Annotated in this window: 17 protein-coding genes; 7 read left to right on the forward strand and 10 right to left on the reverse strand. The window is 68.1% G+C overall.

Going from position 1 to position 17,684, the window contains the following annotated elements:
* Positions 1-69: 69 nt before the first annotated feature.
* Together ACYQ07_RS06010 and ACYQ07_RS06015 are read right to left on the reverse strand one after the other, a co-directional pair.
* The gene (locus ACYQ07_RS06010) at positions 70-426 is read right to left on the reverse strand and encodes a type II toxin-antitoxin system PemK/MazF family toxin (RefSeq protein ID WP_459878772.1); all 357 of its coding nucleotides are present in this window, start codon (positions 424-426) and stop codon (positions 70-72) included.
* Entirely contained in the window at positions 423-764 is a 342-nt protein-coding gene (locus tag ACYQ07_RS06015; protein ID WP_459878775.1) for a helix-turn-helix domain-containing protein, read from the reverse strand. The genes ACYQ07_RS06010 and ACYQ07_RS06015 overlap by 4 nt, the downstream gene beginning before the upstream one ends.
* Before the next feature lie 187 nt (positions 765-951).
* On the opposite strand from ACYQ07_RS06015, the gene ACYQ07_RS06020 reads away from it, so the two are divergent.
* Positions 952-1,365 (forward strand): hypothetical protein, encoded by a 414-nt coding sequence (locus ACYQ07_RS06020; RefSeq protein WP_459878778.1) that lies wholly within the window; start codon positions 952-954, stop codon positions 1,363-1,365.
* Between the two features lie 18 nt (positions 1,366-1,383).
* On the opposite strand, the gene ACYQ07_RS06025 is transcribed toward ACYQ07_RS06020, so the two are convergent.
* A complete protein-coding gene (locus tag ACYQ07_RS06025; RefSeq protein WP_459878781.1) occupies positions 1,384-2,238 on the reverse strand; it encodes a DUF429 domain-containing protein in 855 nt (284 codons plus the stop codon).
* 54 nt (positions 2,239-2,292) lie between these two features.
* On the opposite strand from ACYQ07_RS06025, the gene ACYQ07_RS06030 reads away from it, so the two are divergent.
* Positions 2,293-2,448: a DUF7559 family protein gene (locus ACYQ07_RS06030; protein WP_459878784.1), complete on the forward strand. Its 156-nt coding sequence runs from the start codon at positions 2,293-2,295 to the stop codon at positions 2,446-2,448.
* Between the two features lies 1 nt (position 2,449).
* Positions 2,450-2,878, forward strand: a complete 429-nt coding sequence (locus tag ACYQ07_RS06035; protein ID WP_459878787.1) for an Hsp20/alpha crystallin family protein — start codon at positions 2,450-2,452, stop codon at positions 2,876-2,878.
* A 19-nt stretch (positions 2,879-2,897) separates the two neighbouring features.
* On the opposite strand, the gene ACYQ07_RS06040 is transcribed toward ACYQ07_RS06035, so the two are convergent.
* Positions 2,898-4,160 (reverse strand): NAD(P)/FAD-dependent oxidoreductase, encoded by a 1,263-nt coding sequence (locus tag ACYQ07_RS06040; RefSeq protein WP_459878790.1) that lies wholly within the window; start codon positions 4,158-4,160, stop codon positions 2,898-2,900.
* A gap of 68 nt (positions 4,161-4,228) precedes the next feature.
* Positions 4,229-5,011 carry a DUF7388 family protein gene (locus ACYQ07_RS06045; RefSeq protein WP_459878793.1) on the reverse strand — a complete coding sequence of 261 codons (783 nt, stop codon included), beginning with the start codon at positions 5,009-5,011 and terminating at the stop codon, positions 4,229-4,231.
* Between the two features lie 322 nt (positions 5,012-5,333).
* Here ACYQ07_RS06045 and ACYQ07_RS06050 point away from each other — a divergent pair, with 322 nt between their 5' ends.
* The gene (locus tag ACYQ07_RS06050; protein WP_459878796.1) at positions 5,334-6,353 is read left to right on the forward strand and encodes a glutathione S-transferase family protein; all 1,020 of its coding nucleotides are present in this window, start codon (positions 5,334-5,336) and stop codon (positions 6,351-6,353) included.
* Between the two features lie 69 nt (positions 6,354-6,422).
* Here the strand turns inward: ACYQ07_RS06050 and ACYQ07_RS06055 are convergent, their stop codons facing one another.
* The 3 genes from ACYQ07_RS06055 to ACYQ07_RS06065 all read right to left on the reverse strand — a co-directional run bounded on the left by ACYQ07_RS06055 (position 6,423) and on the right by ACYQ07_RS06065 (position 13,252).
* Positions 6,423-7,112 (reverse strand): hypothetical protein, encoded by a 690-nt coding sequence (locus tag ACYQ07_RS06055; protein WP_459878799.1) that lies wholly within the window; start codon positions 7,110-7,112, stop codon positions 6,423-6,425.
* A gap of 616 nt (positions 7,113-7,728) precedes the next feature.
* Positions 7,729-12,471, reverse strand: a complete 4,743-nt coding sequence (gltB, locus tag ACYQ07_RS06060) for a glutamate synthase large subunit (RefSeq protein ID WP_459878802.1) — start codon at positions 12,469-12,471, stop codon at positions 7,729-7,731.
* A 355-nt stretch (positions 12,472-12,826) separates the two neighbouring features.
* Entirely contained in the window at positions 12,827-13,252 is a 426-nt protein-coding gene (locus tag ACYQ07_RS06065) for an RDD family protein (RefSeq protein WP_459878805.1), read from the reverse strand.
* Positions 13,253-13,387: 135 nt separating this feature from the next.
* Here ACYQ07_RS06065 and ACYQ07_RS06070 point away from each other — a divergent pair, with 135 nt between their 5' ends.
* From ACYQ07_RS06070 to ACYQ07_RS06080, 3 genes are all read left to right on the forward strand, one after another.
* Positions 13,388-13,807 (forward strand): cobalamin B12-binding domain-containing protein, encoded by a 420-nt coding sequence (locus ACYQ07_RS06070; protein WP_459878808.1) that lies wholly within the window; start codon positions 13,388-13,390, stop codon positions 13,805-13,807.
* Entirely contained in the window at positions 13,808-14,947 is a 1,140-nt protein-coding gene (meaB, locus tag ACYQ07_RS06075; RefSeq protein WP_459878811.1) for a methylmalonyl Co-A mutase-associated GTPase MeaB, read from the forward strand.
* 68 nt (positions 14,948-15,015) lie between these two features.
* Entirely contained in the window at positions 15,016-15,969 is a 954-nt protein-coding gene (locus ACYQ07_RS06080; RefSeq protein WP_459878814.1) for an alpha/beta fold hydrolase, read from the forward strand.
* A 51-nt stretch (positions 15,970-16,020) separates the two neighbouring features.
* Here the strand turns inward: ACYQ07_RS06080 and ACYQ07_RS06085 are convergent, their stop codons facing one another.
* A complete protein-coding gene (locus tag ACYQ07_RS06085; protein WP_459878817.1) occupies positions 16,021-16,437 on the reverse strand; it encodes a Zn-ribbon domain-containing OB-fold protein in 417 nt (138 codons plus the stop codon).
* Positions 16,434-17,600 (reverse strand): thiolase domain-containing protein, encoded by a 1,167-nt coding sequence (locus ACYQ07_RS06090; protein WP_459878820.1) that lies wholly within the window; start codon positions 17,598-17,600, stop codon positions 16,434-16,436. Before ACYQ07_RS06090 ends, ACYQ07_RS06085 begins: the two co-directional genes overlap by 4 nt.
* Positions 17,601-17,684: the final 84 nt, after the last annotated feature.

The raw sequence follows: 17,684 nt of genomic DNA on the forward strand, positions 1-17,684 counted from the left end.
ACACGGAAAACGAGTGCGGATGGACGAGGTGGGAGACGAGTAGTTCGCGCAGTGCCCGAAGGTCCCCAATCAAGACAGGTACGTGACGAGTACGTCGACCGCCTGATCGAGCGGTTCGTCACGAACCCGGCACACGTAGTCCGTCAACAGTGACGGGGACAGCGACGTGACTGCGTGGGGGACGATGGAGCTGTCACGCGGGGCGGATCGATGCCGAAAGTCCCCAGATTCGAGCGGGATTCGCTCGTCGTACCACGTCCGCGTCGTCAGTCCCATCACCACGTACTGTTGGGCGTCGAACGGGTGTCGTTCGGTGTTGACAACGACCCATGGACGCGTCGCGTCGGAATCAGATTTGAACGGGTCGGGCGCCAACACGACGTGTCCACGCTTGAGCGAGTCGAACGATGGTCGGTCCTCGTTCACGCGTCGTCGTCCTCAGCGGCGTCCAACCACTCCGACCGACGCTCCTCGCCAAGCTCGTCGTCGAGAAACTCGACAATCCCGGAGAACGCCGCCGCCTCGCGGACGGCATCAAGATCGCCAATCGCCCAGTACGGAGGACGATGGCGAACGAGCCCCTGTTCTTCGAGCCTGTTTAACACCGGATGAATGGAGTTCTCGGCAACCCCAGTCTCTGAAGCAATCTCGGTCGCCCTGTACGCCTTATCCCGATTCCGCACGAGAAATCGCACCACGCGCTCGGCGTTCGTCTCCGACCGAGCTCCCTCTCCCGACTCGAACTCGTCGATGGAGATCGGCATGTGAGAACGTACAGCGTCATCGTTTAAAAATGTATTTCTGTATTTCTATATTTCTGTATTGTTATATTTTTGTATCATCGTAACGCGCCACAACTCGTACTGTCGTCTCTTTTTGATGTCGGCATTCGAGACGGGTGGTCACGGCCTCCACATTACATTCAAGGGTTCCCGGGGAGACTCATCAGCCATGTCCGCCCTCCGCAGCTACCTCACCCCGCGACGCTCCGTGTTTCTCGCGTACGCCTCCATCGGCCTGCTCGCGCTCGCCAGCGCCCTCCGGCTCCGTGCGACCGGCGACCCACCGTGGGCCGGCGTCGCCGTCGTCGCCGTGCTGACAGCCCTCATAAGCGGCCCGGGCGTGTGGCTCGCCCGCGACCGACTGCCGGACGACCAGCGCGAAACGCTGTCGGCAGTCGGGATAATCCTCGCACCGATCGCGTTCGTGCTCCTGCTCGGGATCCTGCTGGCGTTCGACCTACCGGCGCCGCCGGTCCGGATCACGTTCGACGCGATCCTCGTCGGCGGGTTTCTCGGGACGCTCGCCGCGCTCCTCGCGGAGTTGACCGTCGTCCCGAAGCGGCTGCGGAGCGAGGCGCTGTAGGGCGCGAAAGCACCCCGGTCAGGCGTAGATGTAGCCCTCGACGGCGACGGTTTCAGGATCGGCGGCGTCGGGCCCGGGCTCGAATCCGTCGCGTGCCGCACGGAACGCTCCCACGCAGGCGGCGACGGCGTCGAGCGCGTCGTCGTGACAGGAGATCCGACGCTTCGCGTCGGGATCGTCAAAGGTGACGCCGGCGTCGGTGAGCGCCTCCACGTTGTCGCGGCGCTGATCGTACGCGCTCCGCCGAACGCCCTTGTACCCGTCCCGTGAGGCGCCGTCCGTGGTGTCGAACACCGCCGCCGGATACGTCTCCACCACGACCGGGACCCCCGGACGCTCCTCCATGAACGGCGCCACCGTGGCGGCATCCGACCGGATGATCGGACGGAGCACGCCCTCGACCGCACGATAGGTGAGGTCCTTCATCCGCCAGTTTAGCGGCGGGAGCCCGCCGCGCGCGGCGTCCGTGGCGCGCATGGAGTCGGCGTCAGGCTCGAATCCGGCCTCCTTGTACGCACGGTACAGCGCTTCGGGGTCGTCGACCGCCGCCCCCTCGACGACGCTCGCGGGAAACCCCTTGACCCAGTCGACCCACGACGAGCGCGACCCTTCGACGGTCCCGATTCCGAACGGCACGTCGAACCCGAACGTCGTTTGCCCGTCGGCGTCCGCAGCATCCGCTACCGCCTGAACGAGCGCCTCAAACGTCGACTCGCGGTCGGTGCCGCAGTCGAACGCGTCGGCGGCCGTCTCGACGGCGGTGACGACGAGCCCGCCGTCGTCGCGTTCGTGAGCGCGGGCCACCCACATCCCCTCGCCGGCGTCGCGTTTCCGGACGGAGAAGTCCACGCCGATGAACGTCGGACGGTCCATGTCCGGATCGCCGCCCCCACGTCGTTTAAGACCTCCGCGAGCCAACGTGTCGGTATGCCTGCGACAAAGGAGGTCACTTGTGAGAGCGCCGACTGCGAGCTCGACATGTTCGAGAACCACTACACCTACGACGTGCCCGACGACCACACCGTGGCGGACCTGACGTGTCCGTACTGTGGCGGGAGTGACCTGGCCGAGATCGAGGTCTGAGATGAGTGGGATCGGTGAGATTCTCGAAACCGGGCGGAAGACGTTCCGTCGGGCGCTCGACCGTGCCGGGCGCAGCTGGGGGAAGGTACAGGAGCGCCGCTCGCTCTCGTACGACCTCCTCGAGAGCGACGACGCCTATCTCGTCGTCTTCGACGCGCCCGGCGTGCGCGGCGAGGACGTGGATGTGTCGTTCATCGACCGCACCGTCGAGGTGCAGCTCGGTCGCTTTCGTGAGCTGTACGACGGCTTCGAGATGGTGTTCCCCGGTCGGGGGCTCACCCTCTCGGGCTCCGCGGACCTCCCGCGGGACGCCAAGGTGACCCCTCGGGGCGCGAACGCGACGCTCACCCGCAACGGGACGCTCGAAGTGGAGATTCCCAAGGAGGGGTCCGACCGAAGCGTGAACGTCGTCGAGGAGTCCGACGAGTAGTCCCGCGGATCCCGGTTGGCTACTCGCTTCGGCTGCGCACCGACATCCCCTCCCGAATCTCGAACGACTCGTCGCCGTCGAATCGCTGCGGGTCGAACGCGTCGATCCACGGCGATGTGTCGGCCTCGCCCTCACCCGACCGTTCGAGCGACGCCAGCACGCCCTCCGCCACGTGCTCTCCGACCGCCGGCGCGCGCATGAACCCGTGTCCCTGCCATCCTGCGGCCACGACGACGCCCGGCGCCACCTCGCCCACGAGCGGGTCGCCGTCGGGCGTCGCCGTACAGAGGCCGGCCCACGCTCGCTCCACATCCGGATCGTGGTCCGCCCGCTCTCTGAGCACCTCGCTCACGTCCTCGCGGAACCAGTCGTCGGCCTCGGGATCGTATTCGTCGGGATCCGCCTCGACCGGCTCCGTTCCGTCACCGGCCAGCAGTCCGGTCGGGTGCGGCCGAAAGTAGGCGCCCGCGGTCGCGTCGTACACCATCGGCCCGTCGTAGGCCCGACGACTGGTGAGCGCCTGGACGCGATAGGGCTTCACCGGAAGCGGAACGCATGCATCCGCAAAGAAGGACTCCGTGTGCGCGCCGACGGCGACGACGACCGCATCGAACTCCCGGGACTCGCCGTCGACACGGAGGTTGGGAGTCGGTCCGGTACCGAAGTCGGTGGTGTCAGCAGCTTCGTCCCCGAGCGCCACCTCGACACCCGTCCGCACGTCGACATCCTCGATTCGGGCGCGTTCTCCCATCGCGGCCACGTACTCGGCGGGGTCACACCAGCCGGCGCCCTCCGCGACGGCGGCGACGGCGAGGTTGTCGGTCGCGAGCGGAAATCGCTCACCGAGCGCGTCGGGGTCGACGACCGAAACTTCACGGCCGTGTGCGCGCATGCGGTCGACCATCGCCGGCACCGCCTCGACATCCTCGTCCCCCTCGCGAACGGCGATGACGTACGGGCAGGGCGTAAACGAGAAGCCGGGGAGCGACTCGTCGAGGTCGCGGAATCGCTCCATCGCGCGGGCGGCGAGCGCGGCGTCGACGTCCTCCGCGTAGGCGTCGTACAGCACCCCGGCGGCCCGTCCGGAACTGCCGCTTCCGAGCGCATCGCGGTCATAGAGGGTCGTCTCCGCGCCACGAGCCGCGAGATCGGCGGCGGCCGTGACGCCGACCGCCCCGCCGCCGACGACGGCGACGCGTGGCGGATCAGTGGTCGTGACGGGTGACGTGGACGAGGGGGTTTTCGTCGACGTTGGGAGCGGGATGGAGGAGTCTCCGGGCATATGCGACACTCCGCTGGTGCGAACTTAAAACGGCAGGCAACCAGGAGGTCCTGACGCCGGGACCGACGCTACTCCAGAAACTCCTCGATGCCGCGTGCCGGGTACCCGACGACGTGGTCGGCGCCGGCCTCACGAAGGGCGTCCACCTGCTCGCGGACAGTATCGGGCGTGCCGACGAGCGCGAAGTCGCGAACCGCCTTCGAGAGCACCTCGCGGGTGCGCCCGGTCGCGTCCGCGTCGGTAGTCGGGTCGTCGGGGAGCGCGCGGGCGACGGGACGACGACGGGACGCGTACGCGCCGACCGCATCGAGGACGGCGTCCTCGTCGTCGGTTAGCACCGTGGGGGCGTAGACGGCGATCCCGCCCTCGAAGCCGGCCGCCCGAAGCGCCCGCAGGTCCCGTTCGGTCGACCGCGACAGCAGCTCGAACTGGGTGCCGCCGGCGGCCAGCGCGAGCCGCTCGACGCCCTCCGTCCCGACCCACGCGTCGGGCGCCTGTTCGCGGGCGGCACCGATCCGGGGAGCGACGGCGCGGTCGGCTTCCTCGTCCGTGAGGTAGGCGCCGTGACCCGCCACCAGCACGCGTTTCGCGTCCGCCGGCAGCCGGTCGAGCAGCGAGTCGTCGACGAGCGGATCGAACCCGTCCGCACGAACGGGCGTGGTGACGTACAGCTCCGTCTCCGCAGCGATCCGCCGAAGCGTTTCCGGATCCGGGAGATGCTCGCGACCTTCGTAGTCCACCGTCACTCGGTCGACCGGGAGATCGAGCGCGCGCGAAACGTCGCACTCCGCGGGTTTGAGCGCGACCGTGTCGATGCCGGCACGAGCGACCGCCTCCTGTCCGGTCAGCATCGGTGGGTCACCTCGGAGTGCGCCGAGTTCGACCTCACCGGCGGCGACCGCCGGCGGGTGGCTGTCAATCGTCGGGGCGGTGCTGTCGCTCGGCGGTCGGCTTGGATGTAGCTGATCGAACTCATCGAGAGGACTCCATCACGGTCGCGGAACGCGACCCATCGCCTGTGCGGCCATGTGGCAACCACTACCGGCGTCGATCGCTTAAGCCCGTCGGAACGGCAATATTGCCGTCGTTCTCGACTCCGTCCGCGGCGTTCTCGACGCCCGGTGACGTTCGTGTCCCCACCTCCGTTATGCCGCTGGCGTCCTATCAACGAGTATGAACCAGCTTGTCGACGGCGAGTGGCGCACAGACACCTACGAGGCGACCGACGAGAGCGGCGCCTTCCAGCGCGGCGAAACCACCTTCCGTAGCTGGGTCGCCGGCAGCGACGTGCCCGACCACATCGATGCGGAGCCCGACGACCGCTTCCAGCCGGAGGTGAGCCGCTACCACCTCTACGTCTCGTACGCCTGCCCGTGGGCACACCGCACGCTCGTCGCGCGCTCGCTGCTCGGACTGGAGGACGTCATCGACGTGAGCGTCGTCGACCCGTATCGCGGGGAGGGCGGCTGGCAGTTCACCCCCGAGAAGGAGGGCTGTACCGTGGACAAACTCCACGACAGCGACTACCTCCGGGAGCTGTACGTCGCCGCCGACTCCGACGCCACCTGCCGGGTGACCGTTCCCGTGCTGTGGGACACGAAGGAGGATACGGTCGTCAACAACGAGTCCCGTGAGATCCTCCGCATGCTGACGACGGCGTTCGCCGATCTCGGTGACGTACCCGGCGAGGAGCCCGCCGTCGAGCACGTCGACCTGCTTCCCGACGACCCCGAGACGCGCGACCGGGTCGACGAGATCATCACGGAGATCTACGAGCCGGTGAACAACGGCGTCTACCGCGCCGGCTTCGCCACCTCCCAGTCGGCGTACGACGCGGCGATAGACGAGCTGTTCGGCGCGCTCGACCGGTGGAACGACCACCTCGCCGACCAGCGGTTCCTCGCCGGCGACACGCTCACCGAGGCGGACATCTGCCTGTTCACCACCCTCGTCCGGTTCGACCAGGTGTATCACACCCACTTCATGTGCAACCACAAGCAGATCCAGCAGTACGAGCATCTCTGGCCGTATCTGCGCGACCTGTACGGCACGGCAGGCGTCGCCGACACGGTGAACATGGACCACATCAAGGAGCACTACTACACCACACATCCGGAGGTGACGCCGACCCGGATCATCGCCTGCGGCCCGGACCTCGACTGGGAGAAACCGCACGGACGAGCGGACCTGTAAGGCGCAACGGAGCGCGCTGGCAAGGGGCTGTACCGCCCATCCGCCGCGCGCGGCGGTATTGCTGCCAGCCTACCGGTCGGCGAACATCCGCACGACGATCTGGAGCACGTGGACGAAGACCCCGGCCACGGCGATGTAGAGGCCGATCGCCTGCAGCGAGACCGCCTGCACGCGGCCGTCGCGCACCCGCCACAGCTCCCAGCCGAGCCGGAAGAGGAACCCGGCGAAGATGAACACGAAGCCGAGCAGGAGCATCGGATCCCAGAACGTGCCGACCAGAATCGCCCCAAGCCCGCCGAGGAAGGCGTACGTCGACCACGTGCCGTAGTGCTCGAAGGTGGTCCCCGACCGACCGTAGATGTACGCGCCGATAAACGCCGTCATCAGCGCGACGATAACCGCCGTAACGCCGAGCACGGCCAACATCGCGTCCGCCGGTACGAACCGCAACACGCCGGCGCCGAACAGCCCAAAGGCGACCTGCAGGATGGCGACGCCGGCGACCGCCATCCCCACGTCGCCGCTCTGCACGCCGCTTTCGGCGACCGACTCGCCGACGTAGATCGCCGCCCCGTACACCAACACGCCGATGATCGGCGCGGCGAAGAGGTAGTCGTTGACGACGGAGAGCGGCGTGGCCGCGAACGCCGCCATCACGACGACGTTCAGCGTCATCAGCGCCGCCGCGCTCCCGACGACCTTCCAGTCGCGACTCGACAGGAGAAAGCCCCTGTCGGTCGACGTCTCGTAAGCACTCATCAACGAGCCCGTTCACCCGAGAGACACCTAAAAGGCCGGGTGACGATCGCGATGGCGAGGTTTATAAGTGGAGCCAGGCCAGGACCCTCTTTCCACAGCGGTCGGCGCGCGCGAGAAACGCGTGCGAGGGAGTCGTCGCCTTCGGCGACGACGAGGCTGGGGAGGCGTGAGGTGCGGAGCGGTCGGGTGGGACTCAAAGGGGCAGCCGGCTCCGGGACGACGGGCGATGTAAGCACCGCAGCGGGTGGTGCCGAGAGCGAGGAGCGCAGCGAGCGTCCCGCGAGTCTACGAGCGGGACGACGGAAGTCGCAGCCCGCGAGCAATGCGAGAGCGACCGGAGGGAGCTCTCGATAGCGAACGGCGAAGCCGTGAGCAGCGAGCCGGACCGTCTTCCGGAACCCTCGACCGGAGCCGGCTGGGGCTTTGGAGCTGTTCGCCCGCGTGCTCGCCACACCAACCACTTAAAAGCCGGCTGGGGCTTTGGAGCTGTTCGCCCGCGTGCTCACCGCATCACCGACCGCTTAAAAGGCGTCGTCAGTCCGCAACCAGTCGTCCAGCACCACGTCCCCACGAGCAACCAGTTAAAAGGCGCCGTCCACGAACCCCTTCCAGTCGTTCAGTCGTCGCTCGACACGTGCCCGGGCGCTTCCTCGCCCGCCGCGTTGGGCGCAGCGTCGGCGGCCGCCGGAAGCTCCGTGCGCACGTCGGCGCCCTTGCCCTCGGCGATCACGTCGGCGTAGGCGTCGGGGAAGACGCGGACGAAGTCGTCGAGCGCCGCGCTCCAGTCGTCGAGGAGCTCGGCGGCGCGCTCGCTCCCGGTGTACGCGCGGTGGTTCTCGACCATCCGACGGAGCATCGCCTCGTCAGTCTCCTCCAGCTCCGCCGACACCGACACCATCTCACGGTTCACGCGGTCCGCGAAGCGGTCGTCAGGGTCGTAGACGTACGCCACGCCGCCGGACATCCCGGCCGCGAAGTTCCGGCCGGTGTCACCGAGCACGGCGACGACGCCGCCGGTCATGTACTCGCAGCCGTGGTCGCCGACGCCCTCGACGACGGCTTTCACGCCGGAGTTGCGGACGCCGAAGCGCTCGCCCGCGACGCCGTTGACGTACATCTCGCCGGCGGTCGCGCCGTACAGACAGACGTTGCCCGCGACGACGTTCTCGGACGGGTCGTAGCCCGCATCCGTGGGCGTGTTGACGACGATCCGGCCGCCGGAGAGTCCCTTGCCGACGTAGTCGTTGGCAGCGCCGGTGAGCTCCAGGGTGACGCCTCCGGCGAGGAACGCACCGAAGCTCTGGCCGGCGTAGCCGTCGAACCGGCAGGTGACGGTATCGTCCGGAAGGCCACCCACGCCGTGTTCGCTCACGACGCGGTTCGAGAGCGCGGCGCCCACTGCGCGATCGACGTTGTCGATTTCCTTGGTGAGCGCGACGGGCGTTCCGTCGACGATCGACTCGCCGGCCTCCTCCAGAATCTCCCAGTCGAGGAGGTCGTCGATTCCGGGGTGGGCCTGCTCGCGGGTCTTGGTGCGGGCGTCGCCCGCGGGGTCGGCGATCACCGTCGAGAGGTCGAGGTGCCGCGCCTTCTCGTGGTCCGTCTCGCGCTGGGCCAGCAGATCGGGCCGGCCGATCAGCTCCTCAAGCTCCGTGTAGCCGAGTTCGGCCATCAGCTCGCGCAGCTCCTGGGCGATGAACGTCATGTAGTTGATGACGTGCTCGGGCTCGCCGGGGAAGCGCTTGCGGAGGTCCTCGCGCTGGGTGGCGACGCCGACCGGACAGGTGTTGTTGTGACACTGCCGGGCCATCACGCAGCCGGAGGTGACCAGCGACGCCGTGCCGAACACGTACTCCTCGGCGCCGAGCGCGGCGGCGACCGCCACGTCACGGCCCGTCTTGAGCCCGCCGTCGGCCGTCACGCGGATGCGGTCGCGCAGTCCGGTCGCGCGCAGCATCTGGTTCGTCTCCGCTAAGCCGAGCTCCCACGGGAGCCCGGCGTTCTTGATCGAGGTCTTCGGGGAGGCACCCGTGCCGCCGGAGTGACCGGAGACGTGGACCACGTCGGCGTTCGCCTTCGCGACGCCGGCCGCGATGGTGCCGATGCCGGCCTCGGAGACGAGCTTCACGTTGATGTCGGCCTCGTCGTTGGCCGCCTTCAAATCGAAGATCAGCTGCTTGAGGTCCTCGATGGAGTAGATGTCGTGTTGGGGCGGCGGCGAGATGAGCCCGACGCCGGGCGTCGAACACCGGACGTGGGCGATCATCTCGTTCACCTTCTCGCCGGGGAGGTGACCCCCCTCGCCCGGCTTCGAGCCCTGTGCCATCTTGATCTGGAGCTCGTCGGCGTTCGCGAGGTACGCCGCCGTCACGCCGAAGCGGCCGGAGGCGACCTGCTTGACGTTGCACTCCTTTTCGGTGTCGAACCGCTCGGGCGGCTCGCCGCCCTCGCCCGTGTTGGACTTCGCGCCGAGCCGGTTCATCGCGATGGAGTTGTTCTCGTGGGCCTCCGGCGAGAGGCTCCCGAGGCTCATCGCGGCCGTCGAGAAGCGCTCGACGATCGACTCGATCGACTCCACCTCCTCGACCGGGACGGGGTCGCGGTCGGAGTCGAACTCCAGCAGTCCACGAAGGGTCTGGAGCTTCTCCGACTGGTTGTTGACGAGCTCCGCGAACTCGCCGTACTGCTCGTAGTCGCCGCCGCGAACCGCCTGCTGGAGCGTCCCGACCGTCTGGGGGTTCCAGCCGTGGGTGACGCCCGACGAGCGGTTCTCGTACTCGCCGATCGTCTCCAGCTGCGGGTCCGCGCCGAACGCCATCGCGTGGCGCGTGCGGAGATCGTCCTCGATCGTCTCGATGCCGATCCCCTCGGTGCGGATCTCGGTGCCCTCGAAGAACTCGCCGACGAACGACGAGTCGAGTCCGACCGCCTCGAAGATCTGCGCGCCCTGGTACGACTCCACGGTGGAGATCCCCATCTTCGCCATCGTCTTCAGGAGACCGTCCTCCAGCGCCTGGCGGTAGGCGGCGAGCGCCTCCGCCTCGTCGGCGCCGTCCGGACCGGCGACCGTATCGGAGATGGAGGCGTACGCGAGGTACGGGTCGACGGCGTCCGCGCCGTATCCCACGAGCGTCGCGAGGTGGTGGACCTCGTGCGGCTCGCCGGACTCCACGACCAGCCCTGCGCGGTTGCGCAGCCCGCAGCGGACGAGGTGGTGGTGGACCGCGCCCGTCGCCAGCAGGCTCGGGACCGCGAGCCGCTCCTGACTGACATCGCGGTCGGAGAGCACGACCACGTCCGCGCCGTCCTCGATGGCGGCCGCGGCGTCCTCACGAAGCCGGGTGACCGCATCCGACAGCGAGCCGTCGTGGTGGAAGGTGGCGTCGACGACGACCGCGGAGAAGTCGTCGGCCGCCTCGCCGCCGGCGTCCGCGCCGGCACCGCCAAGCTCCTTGAGCGCCGCCGTCTCCGCGTCCGTGAGGACCGGCGAATCGGCGACGATCTGGCGGGCGTGCTCCGGCGTCTCCGCCAGCATGTTGCGCTGGTTGCCGATCCGTGATTCGAGGGAGGTGACGAGCTCCTCGCGGATGTAGTCGATCGGCGGGTTCGACACCTGCGCGAACAGCTGTTTAAAGTAGGTGAACAGCGGGCGGTCGACGTCCGCCAGTACGGACAAGGGCGTGTCGTCGCCCATCGAGCCGACCGGGTCCTTCCCCTTCTCGGCCATCGGCTCCACGAGGTGGTTCAGCGAGTCGGTGGTGTAGCCGAACGCGGCCTGATGGGCGCGGACGGTGGGTTCGTCCTCGGCGTCGTCGGGTTCGGCATCGCCGGCGTCGGCGTCGGCCGCCTCGCCGGCGTCCGCGGCCTCGGCCACTCCGTCAGTGTCGATGCCCGCCGCGGTGCCTTCGTCCTCGTCGACGAGCTCCGGGAGGTCGACCTGGTTCCGGTCGACCCACTCGGCGTACTGCTCGTCGGTGAGCTCGTCGAACACGTCGTCGTCGGGGACGATCCGGCCCTCCTCCGGATCCGCGACGAAGATCTCGCCCGGGCGGAGCCGACCGCGACGCTCGACGTTGGCGGAGTCGGTGGGGAGCGCTCCCACCTCGCTGCCGACGACGAGGCGGTTCTCGGCGGTTACCTCGTAGCGGCAGGGACGGAGCCCGTTGCGGTCGAGCACGCCGGCGACCTTCTCGCCGTCGAAGCCGATCACGAGCGCGGGCCCGTCCCACGGTTCGACCAGCGAGGCGTGGTAGTCGTAGAACGCCTGCCGAGTTTCGTCCATCAGGTGGTCGTCGCGGAACGCCTCCGGAATGAGCATCCGGAGCGCGTGCGGGAGGTCACGACCGGTCTGAAGCAGCAGTTCGAGCGCGTTGTCGACGCTCGCCGTGTCCGACTGGTTCGGGTCGTTGATGATCGGCTTCAGCGTGTCGAGTTCGGCGCCGAATGCGGGGTGTTCGAGGTCGTTCTCGCGGGCCCGCATCCAGTTGATGTTGCCACGGATCGTGTTGAACTCGCCGTTGTGGACGATGTTGCGGTACGGGTGTGCGAGGTGCCACGCGCCCAGGGTGTTCGTCGAGAAGCGCGCGTGGACTAAGGCGACGCGGCTGGCGAACCGTTCGTCGGAGAGGTCCTCGAAGTAGTCGGCCACCTGCGAGCCCTTCAGCAGGCCCTTGTAGACGACGCGCTGGCGGTCGAGCGAGCAGACGTAAAAGCGGCCGGCGCCGTCCACATCCTCCACTTCCTTCTCGATCTCGCGGCGGGCGACGTACAGCGCGCGGTCGAATCCGAGCAGCGCAGGGTCGTCGGCGTCGGCGTCCGGCGAGGCGAACGGCTCGTCGTCAGCGACGAACCGCTGGGCGAGGCCGGCGCCCTCGACGGGCGCGATGAACACCTGTTTGATCTCCGGTTCCGACTCCAGGGCGGTCGCGCCGAGATCGGCGTTGTCGGTGGGCACGTCGCGCCAGGCCAGCACCTCCAGCCCGTAGACGGAGAGCACCTCCGCGAACACGTCGTGGATCGCCGCCTGCACGCGGGGCTCCTCGGGCATGAAGACGGAGCCGACGGCGTACTCTTCGGGGAGCTCGGCGTCGACGACCTCCCGGAAGAAGCCGTCCGGGCGTGCGACCATGATGCCGGCGCCGTCGCCGGTGTTCTCCTCGGCACCCGTCGTGCCGCGGTGTTCGAGGTTCTCCAGGAGGCGTACGGCGTCGGTGACAGTGTCGTGGGTGGCGTCGCCGTCCAAGTCGACGATGCCGCCGATCCCGCAGTTCGAGCGGTCGTCGTCCAGCGACGCGAGGCCCGCGTCGCGACCCGTCGACCCAGTCTCCGGGTCGAGGGTGGTACTACGTGGCTTGGTCATACAACTCACTCTTGAGTTGTGCCTTAAAGGTGTGACCCTGATAGGGGTACGATCCCTTGTCCACACATTAGGGAATATAAGGTCATTATCCTACAGGGGTTGTCATTGGTTAGCAAGGGCTGAAGATCATCGATTGATGGAGGATATAGAACAAACCTAGTACCGAAAATGGAATATAAGTGGTCAAAAAAGGCAGAATACCTCTCGTTCTCATACGAACGTTTTACCATTACCACAGGATTCCTCGGAAGCCGGGTCAAATACCCGTCGAGTGCACGGACCGACGGTCCGAGCGCGCGGCGCCGACCGCCGAGCGCTCGCGTGCCTGCTTGCTTCGTTGGTAGTCGCTCCGCGACTACTTCTGCACGCGGGCGACGACCGTGTCGCCGACGAGGTCGCCAACGCGCTGGTCGTCGTCGGTGAGCAGAATCACGATGATCCCGACGAGGTAGACGGCGAAGCCGTCCACGATACGGAGCAGATTCCGGATCGCGGCAGCCTTGATGTCACAGGCTGAGCCGTCCTCCTTGACGACGACGATGCCGAGGATCTGCTTGCCGATCGTCTGGCCGTACGTACCTTCCATGTAGATGAAGTACGCGAAAAAGGCGACTCCGGACAGCGCAGCGAACAACGCCCCAAGCGTGTCACTAATAAAGGAGACGGCGCCGATGAGGATGCCGACGGCGACGGCAAACAGGATCACGTCGATCAGGAAGGCGCCGATGCGCGGCAGTAGGGTATCCGTGTGTGTGCCCATGTCGGGCCGTAGTCGTTCCATATTGCCGGTATCTCCGGCAGAGTATTTAAAAGGAGGGCCAACGATTCCGACCAAACCACCAGCTGTCGGACCGACCGAGGGGGTCCTGCCGGATTTTCCGTTAGAATCAAAGGTTACCCCGACCACCCACCTTTTATGAGCGCAGAACAGGAGGGACGGGCGATCCGGTGTCTGGTTGCGAAGGTCGGGCTCGACGGCCACGACCGCGGCGCACACGTGATCGCGCGGGCGTTCCGCGACGCCGGCTTCGAGGTCGTCTACTCGGGACTCCACCGGGCGCCCGACGAGATCGTACAGGCGGCGGTCCAGGAGGACGTGGACGTGCTCGGGATCTCGATCCTCTCGGGAGCACACAACACGCTCGTGCCGAAGGTGATCGAGGGGCTCAAAGAGTACGGCGCGTTCGAGGACACGCTGATCCTCGTGGGCGGCATCATCCCCGACGACGACAAGGCGGAGCTGAAGGAGCTCGGCGTCGCGGAGGTGTTCGGTCCGGGCACGCCGATGGAGGAGACGATCAAGTTCGTCCGGGAGAACGCCCCGGAGCGCGCGTAGATGGACGGGACACCCGACTCGAACGTCGGTGAAGCCGACGACTCGGACCACGAGGCCTCCGACCGCGACCCGCTCGTCGACGACCTGCTCGCCGGCGACCAGCGCGCGCTGGCGCGGGTGATCACCAAGATCGAGAACCGGTCGCCGGGCTACCGTAACCTCGTCGCGGAGCTCCACGCCCACACCGGCGACGCACAGGTGATCGGGATCACGGGCTCGCCCGGCGCCGGCAAGTCCACGCTCGTCGACAAGCTCGCGGCAACGTACCGCGAGCGTGGCGAAACGGTCGGCGTCGTCGCCGTCGACCCCTCCTCGCCGTACACGGGCGGCGCCGTCCTCGGCGACCGGATCCGGATGGCGTCGAACGTCGGCGACATGGAGGTGTTCTTCCGGTCGATGAGCGCCCGCGGCCAGCTCGGCGGCCTCTCGACGGCGACCGCCGACGCGGTGAAGGCGCTCGACGCCTTCGGAAAGGACCGGATCCTGATCGAGACGGTCGGCGCCGGCCAGAACGAGGTCGACGTGGTGAAGACGGCTGACACGGTCGCGGTGCTCGTCCAGCCGGGCTCCGGCGACGACGTGCAGATGCTGAAAGCCGGCATTCTGGAGATCGGCGACGTGTTCGTGGTCAACAAAGCCGACATGGACGGCGCCGAGCGCACCGTCGCGGAGTTGGAGGAGATGCTCCACATGCGCGAGAGCCCGACGAAGGGGCTCGACACCGGCCATCACGGCTTCGACGTGCCCGACCACCCGGACGACCCGGAAGGCAACGATGGGGACGCCGGTGACGACGGGATCGACACCAACGGCGACCACCAACCGTGGTCGCCCGAGGTGCTCAAGACGGTCGCCAAGAGTGGCGAGGGCGTCGACGACCTGATCGCGACGTTCGACGACCACCGCGACTACCTGCTCGAATCGGGCGAACTGGAGCGAAAACAGCGCCAGCGCTACGCCGAGGAGATCCGGACGCTCGTCCGCTCCGACATCGGCGCACTGGCGAACGAGGAGATCGACCGGCTCGGCGGCATCGAGGCGCTCGCCGAGCGCGTTCGCACCCGTGAGACGGACCCGTACACCGTCGCGGATGAGGTGGTGGCGCCGATCGAAGAATGTGTGATTTCGTCGCGGGAGTAAGCGTCGCGCACGCGGTTCGTTCCACCCTCCCCACGAGATTTAAGTCGCCGGCGAGCCAACAGGTTTTCATGAAGCTCAGAAACCTCGCAGGAGCGGCGCTGGTCGGTGTCGGTGCGGTTGCCGGCGCCAATCGCGGCCTCCGCTACGAGGAGGAGTTGGAGCCGGCGATCGCCGGCGACCAGGAGACGTTCCGCTGGCGGGGGATGGACGTCCACTACACGGAGGGCGGCGACCCAGACGACCCCGACCTCGTGCTTCTTCACGGAATCAACGCCGCCGGCTCCTCCGGCGAGTGGCGCGAGGTGTTCGGCGACCTCACCGCCGACTACCACGTGATCGCCCCCGACCTGCCGGGGTACGGGCTCTCCGACCGACCGCCGCTGCGCTACTCGGCCGCGCTGTACGAGGACTTCGTCGCCGACTTTCTGGAGGCGTTCGACGCGCCCGCGGTCGTCGCCTCCTCGCTGTCGGCCGCCTACGCCGCCCACGCCGCGACCGACGCGGACGTAGAAATCTCCGGGTTCGTCGGCGTCTGTCCGACCACGGTCGCGGGGCCGAGCCCGCCGAAGGCCTGGCTGCGCGAGCTGCTGCGCTCTCCGCTGATTGGCACTGCGCTGTTCAACCTCCTGACGAGCAAGCCCTCGATCCGGTACTTCAACGCCGACCACGGCTACTACGACGTGGAGAACGTCTCCGACGAGTGGGTGGAGTACGAGTGGCAGACGACCCACGTCCGCAACGCCCGGTACGCGCCCGCCTCCTTCATCGGCGGCTACCTCAACAGCGACCTCGATCTGGCAGCCGCCCTCGACGACCTCGACGTGCCGCCGACGATCGTCTGGGGCCGCGAGGCAGACGTGAGCCCGCTCTCGGACGGTCGCGAGCTGGCCGACGCGGCTGACGCCCGCTTGGTCGTCCTCGACCGGGCGCGGCTGCTCCCGCACGTGGAGTTCCCGAACCGCTTCCTGGAGGTCGTGCGCGAGAGTCTGCTCGCCGGCGACCTCTCGACGGCTGCGGAGTAGGCCGCCCTCGGCCGCCGGCGACGCCGGGCGGCAGAGCCGCCCCGCAACCGCCTACGCCGGCCGGAACACGACGACCCGCTCGCCGTCCGTCTTCCGTTTCTCGACACTCGCCTCGACCTCCAGACCGACGGGAATCTCGGCGTCGTCGGGCTCGACGCCGCGGAGCACGCCGGTGAGCCGAACGGGACCGAAGTCGACGACCGCGGTGACGTACGGCGCCTCGGCCGAGTAGTCCGGCGGTGCGACGTGGACGACGGTGTACGTCGCCACCGCACCCACATCAGGCAGCGGCTCCTCGGTCAGCTCGGTCGAGCCGGAGTGCGGGCACACCCGTCGCGGGGGGAGCGAGCCGTGCCCCTCGGGCGATTCGAGGTAGTAGCCCTCACCCGCCGCGAGCGCGTCGAGCCACTCGTCGTAACCCGCCTCCTGCGGGGCGTCGGGGTCGACCGGGGCGTTGCTATCGCTCATTCCGCCACCTCCAGTACGTGGACGACGGCACTGGCAACCGTCCCGCCAGCGTTGTGGGCGACGCCGACCTCGGCGTCCGCCACGTGGTCGCTGTTCGGGTGGTCCCCGCGAAGCAGACGGGTCAGCTCGGCGATCTGTGACCCGCCGGTGGCACCCACGGGGTGCCCCTTCGCCTTCAACCCGCCCGAAAGGTTGACCGGGAGGTCGCCGTCGGCGGTCGTGACGCCGTCGCGGGCGGCCGTGATCCCCTCGCCGGGCTCGAAGAAGCCGAGCGACTCCAGCGCGAGCACCTCCGCGATGGTGAAACAGTCGTGGACCTCCGCAACGTCAACGTCGTCGGGACCAACGCCGGCCTCCGCGAAGGCGGCGTCCGCGGCGTCGGTGGCCGCCGGCGTCCGCGCGAGGTGGTCACGGTCCTGTAACGCCATGTTGTCGGTCCCCTGTCCGGTACCGGTCACCGCAACGGGGGCGTCCACGCCGTGTTCCTCGGCGTACGCCTCGGAGACGATCACGAGCGCGCTCGCGCCGTCCGTGATCGGACAGGCGTCGTAGAGGTGCAGTGGGGAGGCGACCGGAGGCGCCTCCAGCGCGTCCTCGACGGTGATCTCCCGGCGGTACTGGGCGTACTCGTTGGGCACCGCGTTCGCGTGGTTCTTCATCGCGATGTGTGCCAGATCCGTCCGGCTGCCGCCGTAGGCGTCGAAGTAGGCGCGGGCCATCAGCGCGTACGCGCCCGGAAACGTCATCCCCGAGCGCACCTCGAACAGCGCGTCGGCCGCCGTCGAGAGCCCTTCCGTCACCCGGTCGGTGCCGAGGTTGCTCATCCGCTCCATCCCGCCGGCGAGCACGACATCCGCCTCGCCCGATCGAACCGTCCGGACCGCCTCTCGTACGGCAACGCCCGCGGAGGCACACGCCTCCTCGTAGCGCGTCGCCGGACAGGTGAGCCCCGCTGCCTCGGCCATCAGCGGTGCCTGATGGCCCTGGTTCTCGGCGATCGACCCCATGAAGTTGCCGTAGTTGAGCGCGTCGACGTCCTCGCGGGGAACGCCGGCGTCCTCGAACGCGCGGAGGGCGGCCTCCGCGAACAGGTCACGGCCGGTGCGCTCCGAGTGGGCTCCGAACCGCGTGAGCCCGACCCCGGCGACGCGTGCGTCAGTCATACATGAACGATGATCGTCGACACCCTTTATGCCTGCCGGAACGCCCGATATCGAGGCTGTTGAGAACAGTGGTAGTAAATCGGC

Source organism: Halorubrum gandharaense, assembly GCF_054654575.1.